Below are 16673 nucleotides of genomic sequence, written 5' to 3' on the forward strand. Positions count from 1 at the left end.
TCAGCTCGCGGACAGCACCACGACGGTGAAGACGAGGGTGTCGCCGGGTTCGATCCCGGCTTCGGCCTCGCCGGACGGGTAGGCGTCGGCGCCCGTGACCGCGGAGACCACGGTGGCACCGACCTGTTGGCCGGCGACCGTCTTGCGGAAGCCCGGGACCACGTCGGTGAGGGCGAATTCGGCGGAGGTCGACCGCACGAAGGAGTCGTCGAAGACATCGCCCGTGCGCCCGTTGACGCCCTGGTAGCAGACGGTGACCACGGCGTTGTCGGCGAGTGCCGGGCCGTGCCCACCGTGGACCCGCAGAACCTGGGTGCGATCGACGCGGAAGGGCGTGGTGATCGCGACCCGCGGCGCCGTCGTCGGGGTGGGGGCGACGATCTGGGCGCGGCCGGCATCGCCGTGGAAGACCACGTCCGCCTTGGCTACGCCCGCCGGCGCGGCCGACGGGCAGTCCGCGACGGGATCGCTCGATGCGGACCGCTCAGGCTCGGCGGATCCGGGGGAGGGTGCCCCGCACCCGACGAGGAGCAGCGGGACCGTTCCCGCTGCTATCGCGAACCTGGTGAACCGCGCATCCACGCTCTGGACCCTACGTGCTGGCTCACCGGAATTGTTCCGGAACCGAAGTGTACGACGCGAACGTCGTACATGTAACACAGAGTTAACACCCTCTCGCTTAGGGTCGACCTATGGATCGGCAGCAGGAGTTCGTCCTTCGCACCATCGAGGAGCGCGACATCCGTTTCGTGCGGTTGTGGTTCACCGACGTGCTCGGTTTCCTCAAATCCGTGGCGATCGCGCCCGCCGAACTGGAGGGTGCGTTCAGCGAGGGCATCGGCTTCGACGGGTCGTCGATCGAGGGTTTCTCCCGCGTGTCCGAGGCCGATACCGTCGCCAAGCCCGATCCGTCCACGTTCCAGGTACTGCCGTGGGTGGGCAACGACGGCGAGATGCACTCGGTGCGGATGTTCTGCGATATCGCGATGCCCGACGGAACGCCGTCCTGGGGTGACTCGCGCCACGTGCTGCGCCGGCAGCTCAATCGTGCCGCCGACCTCGGCTTCTCCTGCTACGTGCACCCGGAGATCGAGTTCTACTTGCTCAAGAAGGATCTCGACTCGCAGGGCAATCCGATCCCCGCCGACACCGGCGGCTACTTCGACCAGGCCGTCCACGAGTCGGCCCCGAACTTCCGCCGCGCGGCCATCGAGGCCCTCGAGGCGATGGGCATCTCGGTCGAGTTCAGCCACCACGAGGCGGGGCCGGGCCAGCAGGAGATCGACCTGCGCTACGCCGATGCGCTGTCCATGGCGGACAACGTGATGACCTTCCGCTACCTCGTCAAGGAGGTCGCGATGGCGGGGGGAGTGCGGGCCTCCTTCATGCCCAAGCCCTTCAGTGCCCATCCCGGATCCGGCATGCACACTCATATGAGTCTGTTCGAGGGCGACTCCAACGCCTTCCACGATCCGGACGACGAGTTGCAGCTCTCCGCCACCGGGAAGGCGTTCATCGCGGGCATCCTGCATCATGCGCCCGAGATCTCCGCCGTGACCAATCAGTGGGTGAACTCGTACAAGCGCCTGGTGACCGGCGACGAGGCGCCGACCGCCGCCACCTGGGGTGCCGCGAATCGTTCTGCGATGGTGCGGATCCCGCTGTACACCCCGAACAAGTCCAGCAGCCGTCGTATCGAGGTGCGCTCGCCCGATTCGGCGTGCAACCCCTATCTCGCCTTCGCTGTCCTGTGCGCCGCCGGCCTGGAGGGGGTCAAGGGCGGCTACGAGCTCCCTGAGGCTGCCGAGGACGACGTGCGGCAGATGACTGCGCGTGAGCGCCGTTCCATGGGCTTCCGTGACCTGCCCACCGCGCTCGATGATGCGCTCGTGCTCATGGAGAAGAGCGAGCTGGTCGCGGAGACGCTGGGGGAGCACGTCTTCGAGTACTTCCTGCGCAACAAGTGGTCGGAGTGGAACGATTACCGCTCGGTGGTCACACCCTTCGAGCTCGACCGCTACCTCTCGCTGTAGGCGGGCCGACGGTGCCGCCGACCAATCGCGAGGTGCGCCGACCGAGTGCGGGTCGGTTGGGGCTGCTCGACGAGAGCGCTGAGGCGAATCTCGGCGTCCTCGGATGGGCCAACTCCGAGTGCAGCGACGTGCTGTGGGCGCTCTCGCGTGCCGCTGATCCGGACTGGACCCTGCGTGCACTGGTCAGGCTTCGTGAGGCCGTCGGCGAGGACTGGCCCGAGATCGACCGGTTGATCCGGTCCGACACCACCTTCCGCGGACGGCTCTTCGGCCTTCTCGGTGCATCGGATGCGCTCGGCGACCACCTGATCAGCCATCCGCAGTCCTGGCGGCTGCTCGCCGACACCGCGCCGCTCAAGAGTCGTGACGATCTGATCGCGGCGATGGTGGCCTCGGTGGACGCGGTGAAAGTACCGGGGCGGCGAGACGATGACCTGCTCTACCGTGCGGGAGTGACCGGCGGAGCGGCGATCTCGAAACTCCGCGATGCCTATCGCGATCTTCTCATGGTGCTCGCGGCGCGCGACCTCGCAGAGCTGGTGGAGAACGAGCCGACACTCCCTTTCCCGTTGGTGGGCGCGCATCTCGCCGATCTCGCCGATGCCGCGCTCACCGCAGCGCTTGCGGTCGCGGTGGCGACGGCTTTCCCCGACAGTGATCCGGAAGGCCGGCTCGCGGTCATCGCCATGGGTAAATGCGGTGCGCGGGAACTGAATTACGTCTCCGACGTGGATGTCATCTTCGTCGCCGAACCCGCCGATCCGGCGAGCGCGCGGCTGGCCGGCGAGATGATGAGGATCGGCTCCGCCGCCTTCTTCGATGTCGACGCCGCTCTACGGCCCGAAGGGAAGAACGGTAGCCTCACCCGCACCCTGGACTCGCACGTCGCGTACTACAAGCGATGGGCCAAGACTTGGGAGTTCCAGGCGTTGCTCAAGGCCCGGCCGCAGACCGGCGATCTCGAACTCGGAAACGACTACATCGCCGCCCTGAGCCCGATGGTGTGGGATGCGAGCCAGCGCGAAGACTTCGTGCCCGAAGTGCAGGAGATGCGCCGCCGGGTCGAGGAGAACATCGCCCCCGAGCTGCGTGAGCGCGAGCTGAAACTGGGCCGCGGTGGTCTCCGCGATGTCGAGTTCGCGGTGCAGTTGCTCCAGCTGGTACACGGTCGTACCGACGAATCGCTGCGCGAGCTGAGCACTGTGTCCGCGCTGTCCGCGCTCACCGCGGGGGGGTACGTGGGCCGCGAGGACGGTGCGAACTTCACTGCCTCGTACGAGTTCCTGCGCCTTCTGGAGCACCGCTTGCAGCTGCGCCGCATGGAGCGCACGCATCTGCTGCCGCCGAACGACCACGAGGAGGCGTGGCGCTGGCTGGCACGCGCTGCGCACGTGCGCCCGGACGGCGACCGTGACGCCACGGGGGTACTGCGCGCCGAGCTCAAGCGGCAGTCGGCACGAGTGCGCCGACTGCACACCAAACTCTTCTACCGCCCGCTGCTCGATTCGATCGCGCATCTGGATTCCGATGCGATGCGGCTGTCCGACGACGCCATCATCTCTCGACTCTCGGCGCTCGGTTTCCGGCAGGCGGAGAACGCCTTCGCGCACCTGAAAGCGATGGCCGATTCCTCGCGCCGCGGTCGGATCCAGACCATCCTGCTCCCGACGCTCCTCGAATGGCTCAGCGAGACACCGAATCCCGATGCCGGCCTGCTGAACTACCGCAAGCTCTCCGAAGATTTGCGCGATGTCGAGTGGTATCTGCGGGTACTACGCGACGAATCCGTGGTCGCCCAGCGGTTGATGACGGTGCTGGGATCGTCGACCTTCGTCGCCGAGTTGCTCGCCCGCTCGCCCGATGTGATCCGGCTCTACGCCGATGGTGCCACTGGACCCAAACTGACCGAGACCTCCCCGCAGGAGGTGTACAACGGGATGCTTGCGGCGGTCAGCCGTGCGCCACACCGGGATCGGGCGATCGGCGTGGCACGTGCCATGCGACGCAGCGAGATCGCCCGGGTTGCTTCCGCCGATATCCTGGGCATGCTGACCGTGCCCGAGGTGTGTGCGGCGTTGTCCTCGGTGTGGGCGGCGGCTCTCGACGCCGCCCTCGTATCCGAGATCGCCAGCACCATCGCCGAACGCGAATCCAGCGGCCGCGAGGCGCCCCCCGGAGCCCCGGCGCGGATCGCCGTGATCGGCATGGGACGCCTCGGAGGACACGAAATCGGGTACGGCTCCGATGCGGACGTGCTGTTCGTGTGCGACCCGGTGTACGGCGCCGAGGAAGCCGACGCGGTTCGCTGGGCCAACCAGGTGGCGGACGCCGTCCGCAAGCGGCTCGGCGCACCGTCGGTGGATCCCGGGCTCGAGGTGGACACCGGCCTGCGTCCCGAGGGGCGCAACGGGCCGGTGGTGCGCACCCTGGCCGCCTATCGCGCCTACTACCAGCAGTGGGCCCAGCACTGGGAGGTGCAGGCGCTCCTGCGTGCCACCCACGTGGCCGGCGACGAGTCGCTGTCGCTGGAATTCCTGCACATGGTCGACGAGACGCGGTATCCGGCGGGTGGCGTCTCTCCCGCCACCGTGAACGAGTTGCGCCGGATCAAGGCTCGCGTCGATTCCGAACGACTCCCGCGCGGCGCCGATCCCGCCACGCACACCAAACTCGGCCGAGGTGGTCTCTCCGATGTGGAGTGGACCGTCCAGCTCGAACAGCTGCGCTACGCGAGCGAGGTTCCGGCGCTGCAGAACACGTCGACTCTGGAGTCGCTCGACGCGATCGGCTCTCACGAGTTGCTCCCCGAGGCCGATGTGGAACTGCTGCGGGACGCCTGGCTCACCGCGACCCGTGCTCGCAATGCGCTGTTCCTGGTGCGCGGTAAGCCGGTCGACCAGCTTCCCGGACCCGGAGCGGTGCTCTCGAACGTCGCTTTCGTCGCGGGGTGGCGCGGCAGTTCGCTCGACTTCCTCGAGGACTATCTGCGCACCACCCGGCGCGCTCGGGCTGTGGTGGACCGGGTGTTCTGGGGCGAATAGCCGCCACGACCGTGCGCATCGCGTCCGCAGCGGCGGCGCCCGGCACAATGGCGGCATGAGGATCATCCTTCGCCCTCTGGTGAGCATTCTGGGCACCGCGGCGTTGATCGGCGCAATCGGCGCACTGGCGTTGCACTTCTGGCCGGGAACCCAGAAGGTCATCCTCGCCGCCGCAGCCGTCTCTCCCGTGCTGTTCGTCGCCTCGGCGGTGCTCGCGCTGGTGTGCCTGCTCTCGATCCGAGCCTGGCTTCGGCTGGTCGTGCTGGTGGCGGTCGCCGCGGCGGGCATCTGGGTGCAGGCGCCGCTGTACCGCGCCGACGGCCCGCCCGCGGGTCGGACACTGACCGTCGCTACGTCGAACCTGCAGGTCGGTGCCGGCGACGTCGAGGCGCTCGCGAAACTGGTGCGGGACAACCGTGTCGACGTTCTGGCCGTCACCGAGCTCACACCGGCGGCAGCGCAGCGGATCAAGGAGTCGACCATATCGGCCGACCTGCCGTACGGGTTCGTCCGGCCGGTCGAGATGGCCGATGGCACCGGTCTGTACAGCCGTTACCCGGTAGCGAGCGCCGCGTCGATCCCAGGGTTCACTCTGGAAGGGATCACCGCGGTGGCCACCGTTCCCGGACGCGGCGACGTACAACTGTTCGCACTGCACCCGGTGCCGCCGTTGCAATCCGAGACCTGGGAACGCGAACTGCGGCAGATCGAGACGCTGCTGCAGGGCGTGCCGGCCGGGCGGCCCGTGATCGCGCTCGGCGACTACAACGCCACCTACGATCACGCCCAATTCCGGCGGTTGCTCTCCGGTGGCTATCAGGACGCGGGCATCCTCGCAGGCGCGGGATGGCTGCCCACCTACCCCACGGACAAGGCCTACCCGCCGATGGTGGGTATCGACCACGTCCTCGTGCGGGGGCTCGGTGCTACCGATGTGACCGCGCACGACATCCCCGGCGCCGATCACAGGGCCGTGCTGGCGAAGGTCGGCTGAACGTCAGGCGAGCCGCAGCTCCAGGCAGTGCTCGACGTTGAACAGGCGCAGCGTGCGGCGCAGCGACGCGGGGAGCCGGTCGACCACGTCGGCCGTCGCCACCACCCGCGGTGCGGAGACTGCGAACTCGCGGCCGTGGCGCAGCACGTCGGCGCCGCCCGCCGCCGTGATGTTGCGGACCCAATCGGTGCCCGGTCCGTAGGGCAGCGCCACGATCAGGGTGTCGGAGCCGGTTTCGAAGGCGTCGACGGGTGTTTGATAGGCCTTGCCGCTCTTGCGGCCGACGTGCCGCACCACGGTGCGTGTCGAATCCTCCTTCTCCGCATCGCCGACCGCGAGCGGATTGGTGACCGCGCGATTGAACCGCCGTACCGCGTCGAGGATCGGCCGTACGTCGTAGCGCATGCCGAGCACGATCGTCGCGATCGCGGCGATAGGGAGGAGCACGAGGGCCCCGAGGATGTAAAGCACGGTGCGCACGGCCGCCTCCTGGATCGATGGTGCATCCAGTGTGCCCGGGCCCGCGTGCCCGCACATCGGGAAGATCCCCGAGAAAGCCGCTACTTCGCCGACAGGATCTTCAGTACGAAGACGAGGGTGTCGCCGGCCTGGATGCCGGCCGAGGGCTGCCCTTCCGGGTAGCCGTCGGCAGGGGAGACGGCTACGCCCACGGTCGAGCCCACCTTCTGGCCCTCCAGGGCCTTCTTGAAGCCGGGGATCACCCCGTCGAGGGAGAACTCGGCGGGCGTACCGCGGTCGTAGCTGCTGTCGAAGACATTCCCATCGCGGTCGTTGACGCCCATGTAGCAGACGGAGACCGTCGCTTTCTCGCCCACCTCGGCGCCATCTCCGCGCGGCGCGAAGGTCTGCACGTGCGTCTGCGCAACGGAGAACGGGCCATCGACCTTGATCCGCGGCGCGGTGGCATCGGTCGGCCCGGTCACCTCGAGCGATCCCTGGGTGCCCTGATACCGCCAGTCCGGGGCCGTCGACGTTCCGGGGGAGCCCGACGGGCACGTGGCCTCCGACTTGGGACCCGAACCGCACGCCGTGAGGGTTGCGGCGGCGAGCGTGGCGACGGTGACGGCGGTCAGGACACGGGACGCATACATGGCGCCAACCTACCCGGTACTGCGCCGGGCTTGCCTCGCCGTCACGGTTTCGTCCAATACAGGGTGTATCGAAAGGGAATCCGACGCGTGACTCTCGCGCCGGACAGACCAGCGGCGGCGGACGCGATCTCGGTGACAGTCTCTTTCGGAGCGGCCACGGGGAAGGGCGGTTGCGGTCTCGGTCCGCGGTGGGGACGAGGATGCTCGATCACGCCGATCACCGGATTCAGCACCGCGGACCCCAGTTCCCAGATGAGATCCGCAGGTTCCAGTGTTTGTCGTGCCAGGCCGACCACGAGCAGGCGTCCGCCCGGGGCGAGTAGTTCACGGCAGCGGAGCAGAGACTCGCGCAGCGGCAGGTGATGTAGCGCTGCAACCATGGTGATCAGGTCGTATTCGCCCTCCGCGCAGTCGAAACCATCGAGCAATGCGACCGGAAGTGCGGCGCAGCGCTCGGCTGTGGCAGACCTCATGGCGGGGTCGATGTCGGCAGCATCCACGTGCTCGAAGCGCTCGGCAAGACGCGCGGCCAACAATCCCTCTCCGCTGCCCACGTCGAGCGCGCGCCGACGGCGCTGCGGCAGATTCTTGAGGATCCACGGATGGAAATAGTCGTTGTGGCTGTACGGATGTCGGGTGTTGAACCACTCCAGGCCCCGTACCGGCACAGCGAAAGCCTTCGATGCCGTGATCGGGGACTGTCGGAGAGTCATGTGTCGAGGCTACCGATGCGACTGATTTTCGGGCGCCGCGGAACGACGCATGCACTTGTTCCGGGATGGGACGCGACGCGTCATGGTCGGGGCGTCTTTGGCCTGGTGTGCCGAGTACGAGACGCACGGGCGCGGATAGCGGTTGAGAATTCTCGCTAGCAGAAACGACCGACTGATGGCGTCGGTGCGGAGTTAGGTTCGAAACAAGAGACCAGCGAATGAGGTCACTCGACCACGGCACGAGAAAAGGACACAGATGAAGGGCAAGATCGTTCTTGAGGAGCACATCAGCACGGCGCGCAATGACCGCACGTGGGACAGTGCGGGCGAGTCGGCGCGAAATGGAGCGTCATACATGGCCGCTGTGGAACACCGGCTCCGCGAGACCGATGAACGCCTGCTGGAGATGGATGCGTGCGGAATCGATTATTCGATTCTGTCGCTCACCTCGCCGGGCATACAGTCCATCACCGATACCGCCGAAGCGATCGATGCTGCTCGATCCGACAATGAAACGATCCAGCAGGAGTTCGTTGATCGGGCCCCGACCCGATTCGGCTGGTTCGCGGCGGTTCCGCTGCAGTCCCCCGACGCTGCCGCAGACGAGCTCCGGCGCGCGGTGGGAGCCGGTGCTGTCGGCGCACTCATCAATGGCTACACGGATCTTCCGGACGGCACGGCTCGTTACCTCGATCACCCGGACAACCACGTCTTCTGGGAGACAGCGTCAGCCTTGAATGTCCCCGTATACCTGCACCCGCGAGAGCCGCTGCTCGGCCAAAGGAAGGTGTACGAAGGCTACGACTCACTCGTCGGATCTGCATGGGGTTTCGGCCACGAGACCGCGACCCACGCCATTCGCCTGATGCTCGGCGGCATCTTCGATGAGTTTCCCGGCCTCCAGGTGATCGTCGGTCATCTCGGGGAGGGCCTCTCGATCCTATTGCCGCGCCTGGAGCACCGCCTGCGGAAACAACGAAATGGTATCGGCCTGGGTACTGCGCAACTGCCCGTCGGCGACTATTTCCGGCGGAACTTCTACGTCACGACCAGCGGGCACTTCCACACCAAGGCTGTCCTGTCTGCAGTGAGTGAACTCGGGGTCGATAGGGTTCTGTTCTCGGTTGATTACCCCTATGAGGACATGGGCGAGGCGACCGAGTGGTTCGACCACGCCTTGCTGGCCGAATCAGACCGGCTGAAGATCGGCCGGGAGAACGCTCAACGGCTCTTCTCGCTCGGACAGTGACACCTGCTGCGTCCGCCGAATCATCGCTCGCTCTTCCCTGCCATCGGTAGCTGAGCCTTCTCCTCGTCGGGCTCGGTTTCTCGCTCAGATGCGCAGACCGCCACGACGTCGTTGAGCCGGAAACGCCGGACGCCGCTCGGTAGCTGAATTGCGGGTATCAGCCCCTCGGCTGCCCAACGATTGATCGTGCGGGGCGACACTGCCAGAATTTTCGCAGCTTCAGAAGTTGATAGCAGGCGTGAATTATGCGCCATGTTTTGATCCCTCCTGATCATCGTAATGAAATTCCCCGCGAGTGATGTGTATTCACACGCAATATGAATCGGGTACGTACCGGGCGCCTTTGGCGGTACATGAATTCTTACACCGTGATCCATGGCGTCGAGGCCCATAGCCGGAGCGGATCTGCGGTCCCCTCTTGCTACCCGATCGCTCCGGCGCCACCGTAGCGGATTCTGCACACAAGAATTCGGTATGGCGACCAGGCGCGAAGCGGTATGGCCGGTGAGGATGATGGCGGCGAGCCAGTGTTGCTTCGGCGTTACAAAGTGGGCCAAGCGAGCCATCCGGGCCACGGTATGGGCAATTGTGACGTTGGACTCGTTGCCGAGTAGTAGCGGGCGATGATTCGATTACCGCGAGCACCGGTTTCGGCCGTAACGGACCGGTGGTATTGATTCCGAAAGGCGACTGTGAGGCGCGGCGATGCGAGGTGAATGGTAGCTGTCTCAGGACGTGTGCGGCGGTAGCTGTCGGAACCGCGTTGATGTGGTGGGGTATCACGATGTGTGGCGGGCTTCTTGCAGAACAGTGGCAGATGTTCGGTGAGGTCGGAGTCGTTCTTTTCTGCTCAGGACTTGCCGCATTCATCGTGTTGGTGCTGCGGCGATGACGCATATCTTTGCGCCCCGTAATCGAGTCGGTGGGCGCGCCTGAACACAACCGAGTATGTGATTCGACTCACCGAACTATCTACATATTCGGGTTGCGTTTAGTTGTACCTTCGGGGTTGTATGTGTTCATGGCCAACAACAATATTGTCAATGCAATTCGCGTCGCCGCCACCGTATCGATGTCTGTTCTGATCGCGACTTCGGGCGCGTTGTCGGTATCCGCTGAACCGAACACGAAGCCGGCTCACACGTCGTTTCCAGACCGATCGGTCGTCAAAGAGACGCCCACCGGTGTGCTCGTCCGGGTGGGTTTGCGGAAGCCTCAGGTGGATGTGTATCCGCCGTTGGACTCCTCGCCGTTCAGCAGAGAGGCATTCCTGTCGATGACCGGCGCCGTGGCGCTGGGGGGCAACGCGAAGGAGATCGCGAAGTCGAAGACCTCACTCGATGTGGGGTATCAGATCGGATATCCCGTGACAGTGGCGAAAGACGGGGTGAAGGTTGGTCTGGTCACTCCCAATCTCACGGTGAACGCCGGGCTGACCCCCGAAGTCGGTGTGGGCGCGAACGCCGGCGTCACGCCGAAGGCGGGTGTCGACGGTTCCGTGACGGGTGGTGGTGGAACTTCCGGTGGAAACGGGTCGGGAACGGTGGGCGGTAACGCCGGTGTCGAGGTTCCACTCGGGGTGAACGGGAGCGCGAAGGTCGGCGCTGACCTCGGGGCGAAGAGCGACATCATCCCCAGTCAGAAATTTGATTTCACCATCGGTCACGGCGAAATCAAAGAGGTCTCCTTGAGTAAATTCGATGTCAAGAAGTCGGACGCGATCCTGGAGGTCGGTGGCACGGAAGTCAGCGTCACGGCCACTGCCGGACGGGTGAGTATCCGTCCCTACGTCCGAGCGACGATCGAGACCGATCGTGGCCGGATCACCACAGTGGTGTACGGAGACGTGCACTATTTGTGACGACCATCGACCGGCGAATTCTGCCAGTGAGAATCGTCGCCTTTTCTCGTTGTTGCCGCCTATAGCGTAAGAGAGCCGCGGCCGGATGGATTTCCTGTGTAGAGGACGTCTCTGCTCGGGTTGTCCACCGATGCGGCGGCTCTCGACACGCGTTCATCGCCGATGGACGCGTCCTGCGACAGTTGCTCGGAGAGCGCTGTGAAGGCGCCCGACGGCAGGTTTGAAGAAGGTGATCGATGTGACTGGCAATTTCGCGCGGCGGCAGTTCATCCTTTCCGGCGCAGTGTGGGCGTCGGTGGTGTTGGGCCTGGCCGCATGTGGCAGCAACCTCCGAAAGTCCGATGATGACGGTCCGGTCGAGGTAGCGGTTGAGGCCGGACGGATTCGCGGAACCACGGAGACTGGTGTCGGGGTGTTTCGAGGTATTCCCTATGCGGCGGCCCCGACGGGAGATCTGCGTTTCAAGGCCCCCGTTCCGGCTCGCGCGTGGCAGGGGGTTCGTGACGCCAACCGGTTCGGGCCGATGCCACCGGCAGGTGACCCGCAGCGTAATGAGCCGTCGTTGGACGTCGGAATCACGAACGGGGGAGATGAATGGCTCACGCTGAACGTGTGGACCACCAACGCCGGAGGTTCTCGACCCGACCTGCCGGTACTGGTGTGGATTCACGGGGGTGGCTACACGACGGGGACCTCAGCTGATGCGCGGTACAACGGTGCGGCCCTGGCCAAACGAGGTGTCGTCGTGGTCACGTGCAACTACCGGGTCGGTGTGGAAGGGTTCGCGCAGATCAGTGGTGCCCCCGCGAACAGGGGTCTGCTCGATCAAATCGAAGTCCTGCGCTGGGTACGCGACAACATTTCCGTATTCGGTGGAGATCCGGGAAACGTCACGATCTTCGGACAGTCGGCCGGAGCAGGCTCGATCGCCTGCCTTCTGACATCACCGCTTGCCCGTGGGCTCTACCGCCGCGCCATCGCGGAGAGTGTGCCCGGTGACCTCTTTTCCGGAGCGCTTGCCGAGGAGATCGGAGGGGCTATCGCGCAGCAGCTCGGCGTGCGCCCCAGCATCGAGGAACTGGCGCGCTTCGCTCCGGCTGCGCTGGCGGAGGCCGCGCGGTCCACACGCCGAGACCAGTGGGGAGCCCGGGCAGTGATGACCACGGGATTCGCTCCCGTGATCGACTCCGTATCGTTGCCCGAGTCGCCGTGGCGCGCGTTGGCGCGTGGCGTGGCCCGCGATGTGCCGCTCATCGTCGGGCACACCCAGCATGAGTACAACAGCCAGATACTTCAAAAAGGTGGATTCGGCGCGGTGTCTGCAACGGATGTCGACGAGGTGCTCGGTCTCGTTCCGGGCGGCGCAGATGCCTATCGCCGTGGATATCCTGAGCTCGATGACGCGCACCTCTACGAAGTCGCTTCTTCGGATCTGATTTTCAGGATGCCCAGTTTGCATCTCGCTCAGGCTCATACAGGAGCGGGAGGTACCACGTACCTCTATGAGTTCCTCTACAACACCAAGGGGGCTGGTTCTGGCCATATGGCTGAGCTGCCACTGGTGTTCGGTACGGTCGAGAGTTCGGCGGCAGGCGTAGCGCTCTACGGTAAGCCCGCGCCGGACAGTGCGCTCTCTCTGGCCGAGGAGATTCAGAGTAGGTGGGTGTCGTTCGCGCGCGGTGGCGACCCCGGATGGCCGGCGTACACTCCGGCTGAGAAGCTGACGCGGAATTTCGATGCCGCATCCAGCACCGGGCGGTATCGCGAAACAGTGTCCGACGACATCTGGAACGGGACGAATTTCGACCCGATCGTTATCGAGTCATGAATCCGGCGCGATCACTGAACCTCGCCGAACCCGGCGAGGTCGGTGGATATGGCGCGGGCGGCGGTGATCAATTTCGATAGGGTGCCGTCGTGAAGATTCTCCCTGTATCTCACGGTGGGCATGGTGAGGGTCGCGGCGGCGAGGATCCTCCCCTGAGGTGTACGAATCGCGGCGCCGAACGCGGCGACGCCGTGTTCGGTCCTCTCCAGGTTGACGGCGAAATCGGATCGGCGAACGGCCGCGAGGCGCGTCAGTAGTTCGGAGAACTCTACGTCGGTCAACGGTGGTGTGACCGGAGTGGAGTTCTGTCGATCCCTGGTGCGTGTCGACGGGTCGAGATACAGATCGCGGAGCTCGTCCTCCGCGCAATCGAGGAGGAGAATCTGTCCGGCGGCAGATATCCCGGCGTCCATGACGTGGCCTCGTCGATCGCCGATTCGGAGTAGCCGGTGACCCTCGGCGCTGTAGACGAAGCGTATGTGAGTCCCGACCCGGACGACCAGATTCGCTGTCTCTCCGGTTGCGGTCGCCAATTCGTCGAGATGTGGCCGCGCGATAGCGTCGAGCGCACGCAGCCATCCCGATGATGCCGGTGGCACGCCGAGTGCGGGCCCCGGCATGTACTGCTTGTCGGGCCCCTGTACCGCGAATCCCCGGAAAACCAGCATGTTCAAAAGGCGGTGTGCGGTGGAATCGGCAACACCGAGTTCGGTGGCCGCAGTACTGACTCGCAGCGCGCCGACGTCGCGGAGAATGAGAAGCAGTCGGAGTGCGTTATCAACGGAGGCGATCGCGTAAGTCGGCCTGTCGGTGGGTCGGCTGTCGACCCGAACCTTCTTCATGGCTAAAGATTACGTGAATTGAGTGAGGTCAAGCGAAGCTGCTCGGAGCCGGACGGCGAGATCTCGGATGGCGGGGGAAGAACACGTCACCGCGTGCGGTTGTGTGGAGTGGAATGACCGTCTGACCAAGGGGGAGAGAATGCGCGTCATCGGATTCGAGCACCCCGGTGGTCCGGAGGTGCTGCGGTGGTTCGACGTCCCAGAACCGGCGGTCCGGCCGGGGCAGGTGAAGGTCCGGGTGGTGGCGGCTGCGGTGAACCCGTCGGATGTTGTTGCGCGAGCAGGAGTCTTTCACGAGCGCTACTCGTCGATCGCACCTCCGTTCGTCCCCGGGTGGGATGCCGCCGGCGTCGTCGTGGAGTCGGCGCACCCGGCCTGGCGGACCGGCGATGACGTCGTGGCCGTGACGCTGCCGGTATTCGACGGCGGTGGTGCGTACGCCGAGCGGATCGTGGTGAACGCGGCATCGGTCGCGGCGAAGCCCGCCGAGTTGAGCTTCGAGGAGGCCGCCACCTTTCCGATGAACGGGCTGACCGCACTACTCGCGCTCGATGATGCCGACGTGGACGCCGGATCGACACTCGCGGTGAGCGGGGCCGCCGGTGCGGTCGGGGGCCTCGTCGTGGAACTGGCAGCACGACGAGGAGTGACGGTGATCGCGGACGCAGCCGACACGGATGTCTCGCTCGTGCGCGGTTTCGGGGCTGATCGGACGATTCCGCGCGGGCCCGGCTTCGGGGCAGCCGTTCGCGCGGTGATTCCGAAAGGTGTGGATGCCGTCGTCGACGCCGCACTGCTGCGGGACGAGGCCGTTCCGGCCGTGCGGGACGGGGGTATTCACGTGAGCCTCCGCACTCCGGAGGCGGGTGGCGGCATGTCCGCTCCTGATCGGCGGATTACGGTGCGCTACCCGGTGGTCGCGGCTGCGGTCGCCGATGGTCAGCGACTGCGTGCACTGATGGAACTCGCGGCCACCGGTGCCATCAGCGCGCGTGTCGCCGATGTACTGCCCGCTGGCTCCGCTAGCGAGGCGCATCGCAGGCTCGAGAGCGGCGGCCTCCGAGGGAGATTGGTGCTGCGGTTCGATCAGTAGCCGACCGGGCTCGCAGGTTACGTTGGACGGATGATCATCTGGCTCAACGGCGGCTTCGGTGCGGGGAAGTCGACAATGGCGGCCGAGTTGCATCGCCGGATGCCCGAGGCCGTTGTCTACGACCCGGAGATCATCAGGTCTCGCCTCCGCGCGCGTGCGGTCGACCGGGCTTCGGACCGGGGGGCTGCGAGCTGGACGATCGATCGTCTCGATCCGGGGGCGGCGTCCCGGCAACCGGAGGGCACCGTGGTGCTGCGCTCGGATCTGTTGGGCCCGGGCCAGTTGGCGGAGGCGGTGCTCGCGGTTGTCGGCCGGGCCGAGTGACGCTCACCGGGAACACCTCAAACACGGGCCGACCCCGGACCTGACATCAGGTCCGGGGCCGGCACGCAGTTCAGTGAGACGATTTACACGTCGTAGTAGAGCTGGAACTCGTACGGGTGCGGGCGCAGGTTGACCGGCTCGATCTCGTTCTCACGCTTGTACGAGACCCACTCCTCGATCAGGTCCTCGGTGAACACACCGCCGGCGGTGAGGTACTCGTGGTCCTCCTCGAGACGGTCGATCACGGCGGGGAGCGAGGTGGGGGCCTGCGGGATGCCCTTGGCCTCCTCGGGCGGCAGCTCGTAGAGGTCCTTGTCGACCGGGGCGTGCGGCTCGATCTTGTTCTTGATGCCGTCCAGGCCGGCCATCATCATGGCGGCGAAGGCCAGGTACGGGTTGCCCGACGAGTCCGGGCAGCGGAACTCGATGCGCTTGGCCTTCGGGTTGTTCCCCGTGATCGGGATACGCACACAGGCCGAGCGGTTGCGCTGGCTGTACACCAGGTTGATCGGGGCCTCGTAACCCGGCACCAGGCGCTTGTACGAGTTGATCGTCGGGTTGGTGAAGGCGAGCAGCGACGGGGCGTGATGCAGGATGCCACCGATGTAGTAGCGCGCGATGTCCGACAGGCCACCGTAGCCGGCCTCGTCGTAGAACAGCGGCTTGCCGTCCTTCCACAGCGACTGATGCGCGTGCATGCCCGAACCGTTGTCGCCGAACAGCGGCTTCGGCATGAACGTGACGGTCTTGCCCTCCTGCCACGCGGTGTTCTTCACGATGTACTTGAACAGCTGAACATCGTCGGCCGCGTGCAGCAGCGTGTCGAACTTGTAGTTGATCTCGGCCTGGCCGCCGGTGCCCACCTCGTGGTGGCCGCGCTCCAGGGTGAAACCGGCGTTCTGCAGATTCGTCGAGATCTTGTCGCGCAGGTCGACGTAGTGGTCGTACGGTGCAACCGGGAAGTAGCCTCCCTTGCCCCGCACCTTGTAGCCGAGGTTCGGGGAGCCGTCCTCCTCGAGGGCGCGGCCCGTGTTCCACGAACCCGAGATCGAGTCCACCTCGTAGAACGATCCGTTGATGCTGGAGTCGTACGACACGGAGTCGAAGATGTAGAACTCGGCCTCGGCGCCGAAGAAGCAGGTGTCGGCGATGCCGGTGCTGACGAGGTACTCCTCGGCCTTGCGCGCGATGTTGCGCGGGTCGCGGCTGTAGGCCTCGCGGGTGAACGGGTCGTGGACGAAGAACGAGACGTTCAGGGTCTTCGCCGCCCGGAACGGGTCGATCCGCGCCGTGGTGACGTCGGGGAGCAGCATCATGTCGGACTCATCGATCGACTGGAAGCCGCGGATCGACGAGCCGTCGAACGCCAGGCCATCCTCGAAGACGCTCTCGTCGAACGCCGATGCGGGGATGCTGAAGTGCTGCATCGTGCCCGGCAGGTCGCAGAAGCGGATGTCGACGTACTCGACGTTCTCCTTCTTGAGGTAGTCGAGAAGTTCCTCTTTGGTAGTGAACACCTGTTACTGGCTCCTTCGTCGTCCGGTGGCGGAAGCGAGCCGGGTGACCGGTGCGCTCCGTGACCG

General features: G+C 65.6%; 15 protein-coding genes. 8 read left to right on the forward strand and 7 right to left on the reverse strand.

The features are described from left to right. Entirely contained in the window at nucleotides 1-582 is a 582-nt protein-coding gene (locus tag TPAU_RS07510) for an FKBP-type peptidyl-prolyl cis-trans isomerase (RefSeq protein WP_013126152.1), read from the reverse strand. A gap of 110 nt (nucleotides 583-692) precedes the next feature. On the opposite strand from TPAU_RS07510, the gene glnA (TPAU_RS07515) reads away from it, so the two are divergent. From glnA (TPAU_RS07515) to TPAU_RS07525, 3 genes are read left to right on the forward strand one after another with little or no spacing between them, the layout of a single operon-like run. After that, entirely contained in the window at nucleotides 693-2033 is a 1341-nt protein-coding gene (glnA, locus tag TPAU_RS07515) for a type I glutamate--ammonia ligase (RefSeq protein ID WP_013126153.1), read from the forward strand. An 11-nt stretch (nucleotides 2034-2044) separates the two neighbouring features. Continuing rightward, nucleotides 2045-5074, forward strand: a complete 3030-nt coding sequence (locus TPAU_RS07520; protein WP_013126154.1) for a bifunctional [glutamine synthetase] adenylyltransferase/[glutamine synthetase]-adenylyl-L-tyrosine phosphorylase — start codon at nucleotides 2045-2047, stop codon at nucleotides 5072-5074. Between the two features lie 55 nt (nucleotides 5075-5129). After that, nucleotides 5130-6068 (forward strand): endonuclease/exonuclease/phosphatase family protein, encoded by a 939-nt coding sequence (locus TPAU_RS07525; RefSeq protein WP_013126155.1) that lies wholly within the window; start codon nucleotides 5130-5132, stop codon nucleotides 6066-6068. A 3-nt stretch (nucleotides 6069-6071) separates the two neighbouring features. Here TPAU_RS07525 and TPAU_RS07530 read toward each other — a convergent pair whose 3' ends face one another. The 3 genes from TPAU_RS07530 to TPAU_RS07540 all read right to left on the reverse strand — a co-directional run bounded on the left by TPAU_RS07530 (nucleotide 6072) and on the right by TPAU_RS07540 (nucleotide 7893). After that, entirely contained in the window at nucleotides 6072-6548 is a 477-nt protein-coding gene (locus tag TPAU_RS07530) for a nitroreductase family deazaflavin-dependent oxidoreductase (protein WP_013126156.1), read from the reverse strand. A gap of 80 nt (nucleotides 6549-6628) precedes the next feature. Continuing rightward, nucleotides 6629-7180, reverse strand: coding sequence for an FKBP-type peptidyl-prolyl cis-trans isomerase (locus TPAU_RS07535; RefSeq protein ID WP_013126157.1), 552 nt, complete (start codon nucleotides 7178-7180; stop codon nucleotides 6629-6631). Nucleotides 7181-7221: 41 nt separating this feature from the next. Then, nucleotides 7222-7893 (reverse strand): class I SAM-dependent methyltransferase, encoded by a 672-nt coding sequence (locus TPAU_RS07540; protein ID WP_013126158.1) that lies wholly within the window; start codon nucleotides 7891-7893, stop codon nucleotides 7222-7224. A gap of 256 nt (nucleotides 7894-8149) precedes the next feature. Here TPAU_RS07540 and TPAU_RS07545 point away from each other — a divergent pair, with 256 nt between their 5' ends. After that, the gene (locus TPAU_RS07545) at nucleotides 8150-9142 is read left to right on the forward strand and encodes an amidohydrolase family protein (RefSeq protein WP_013126159.1); all 993 of its coding nucleotides are present in this window, start codon (nucleotides 8150-8152) and stop codon (nucleotides 9140-9142) included. Nucleotides 9143-9162: 20 nt separating this feature from the next. Here TPAU_RS07545 and TPAU_RS23465 read toward each other — a convergent pair whose 3' ends face one another. After that, the gene (locus tag TPAU_RS23465) at nucleotides 9163-9534 is read right to left on the reverse strand and encodes a MerR family transcriptional regulator (protein ID WP_245537858.1); all 372 of its coding nucleotides are present in this window, start codon (nucleotides 9532-9534) and stop codon (nucleotides 9163-9165) included. A 629-nt stretch (nucleotides 9535-10163) separates the two neighbouring features. On the opposite strand from TPAU_RS23465, the gene TPAU_RS07550 reads away from it, so the two are divergent. Together TPAU_RS07550 and TPAU_RS07555 are read left to right on the forward strand one after the other, a co-directional pair. Further along, nucleotides 10164-11003 carry an MspA family porin gene (locus TPAU_RS07550; protein ID WP_013126161.1) on the forward strand — a complete coding sequence of 280 codons (840 nt, stop codon included), beginning with the start codon at nucleotides 10164-10166 and terminating at the stop codon, nucleotides 11001-11003. Nucleotides 11004-11232: 229 nt separating this feature from the next. Continuing rightward, nucleotides 11233-12831 (forward strand): carboxylesterase/lipase family protein, encoded by a 1599-nt coding sequence (locus tag TPAU_RS07555; protein WP_160160261.1) that lies wholly within the window; start codon nucleotides 11233-11235, stop codon nucleotides 12829-12831. Between the two features lie 11 nt (nucleotides 12832-12842). On the opposite strand, the gene TPAU_RS23830 is transcribed toward TPAU_RS07555, so the two are convergent. Further along, on the reverse strand, nucleotides 12843-13673 hold the full coding sequence (locus TPAU_RS23830) for an IclR family transcriptional regulator (protein ID WP_013126163.1): 831 nt from the start codon (nucleotides 13671-13673) through the stop codon (nucleotides 12843-12845). Nucleotides 13674-13812: 139 nt separating this feature from the next. Between TPAU_RS23830 and TPAU_RS07565 the strand changes: the two genes are divergently transcribed. Then, entirely contained in the window at nucleotides 13813-14766 is a 954-nt protein-coding gene (locus TPAU_RS07565) for an NADP-dependent oxidoreductase (RefSeq protein ID WP_041944339.1), read from the forward strand. 30 nt (nucleotides 14767-14796) lie between these two features. Beyond that, entirely contained in the window at nucleotides 14797-15090 is a 294-nt protein-coding gene (locus TPAU_RS07570; protein WP_013126165.1) for a P-loop nucleotide/nucleoside kinase family protein, read from the forward strand. A gap of 83 nt (nucleotides 15091-15173) precedes the next feature. Here TPAU_RS07570 and glnA (TPAU_RS07575) read toward each other — a convergent pair whose 3' ends face one another. After that, nucleotides 15174-16607 (reverse strand): type I glutamate--ammonia ligase, encoded by a 1434-nt coding sequence (gene glnA / locus TPAU_RS07575; protein WP_013126166.1) that lies wholly within the window; start codon nucleotides 16605-16607, stop codon nucleotides 15174-15176. Between the last annotated feature and the right edge of the window lie 66 nt (nucleotides 16608-16673).

It is taken from the genome of Tsukamurella paurometabola DSM 20162 (assembly GCF_000092225.1).
GTDB lineage: Bacteria > Actinomycetota > Actinomycetes > Mycobacteriales > Mycobacteriaceae > Tsukamurella > Tsukamurella paurometabola.

What these genes read in the sequence shown, in the direction of transcription:
- TPAU_RS07535 (WP_013126157.1), bottom strand. Translation starts at nt 7,180, where the DNA reads ATGTATGCGTCCCGTGTCCTGACCGCCGTCACCGTCGCCACGCTCGCC.
- glnA (WP_013126153.1), top strand. Translation starts at nt 693, where the DNA reads ATGGATCGGCAGCAGGAGTTCGTCCTTCGCACCATCGAGGAGCGCGAC.
- TPAU_RS23465 (WP_245537858.1), bottom strand. Translation starts at nt 9,534, where the DNA reads ATGGGCCTCGACGCCATGGATCACGGTGTAAGAATTCATGTACCGCCA.
- TPAU_RS07545 (WP_013126159.1), top strand. Translation starts at nt 8,150, where the DNA reads ATGAAGGGCAAGATCGTTCTTGAGGAGCACATCAGCACGGCGCGCAAT.
- TPAU_RS07550 (WP_013126161.1), top strand. Translation starts at nt 10,164, where the DNA reads ATGGCCAACAACAATATTGTCAATGCAATTCGCGTCGCCGCCACCGTA.
- TPAU_RS07525 (WP_013126155.1), top strand. Translation starts at nt 5,130, where the DNA reads ATGAGGATCATCCTTCGCCCTCTGGTGAGCATTCTGGGCACCGCGGCG.
- TPAU_RS23830 (WP_013126163.1), bottom strand. Translation starts at nt 13,673, where the DNA reads ATGAAGAAGGTTCGGGTCGACAGCCGACCCACCGACAGGCCGACTTAC.
- TPAU_RS07540 (WP_013126158.1), bottom strand. Translation starts at nt 7,893, where the DNA reads ATGACTCTCCGACAGTCCCCGATCACGGCATCGAAGGCTTTCGCTGTG.
- TPAU_RS07570 (WP_013126165.1), top strand. Translation starts at nt 14,797, where the DNA reads ATGATCATCTGGCTCAACGGCGGCTTCGGTGCGGGGAAGTCGACAATG.
- TPAU_RS07565 (WP_041944339.1), top strand. Translation starts at nt 13,813, where the DNA reads ATGCGCGTCATCGGATTCGAGCACCCCGGTGGTCCGGAGGTGCTGCGG.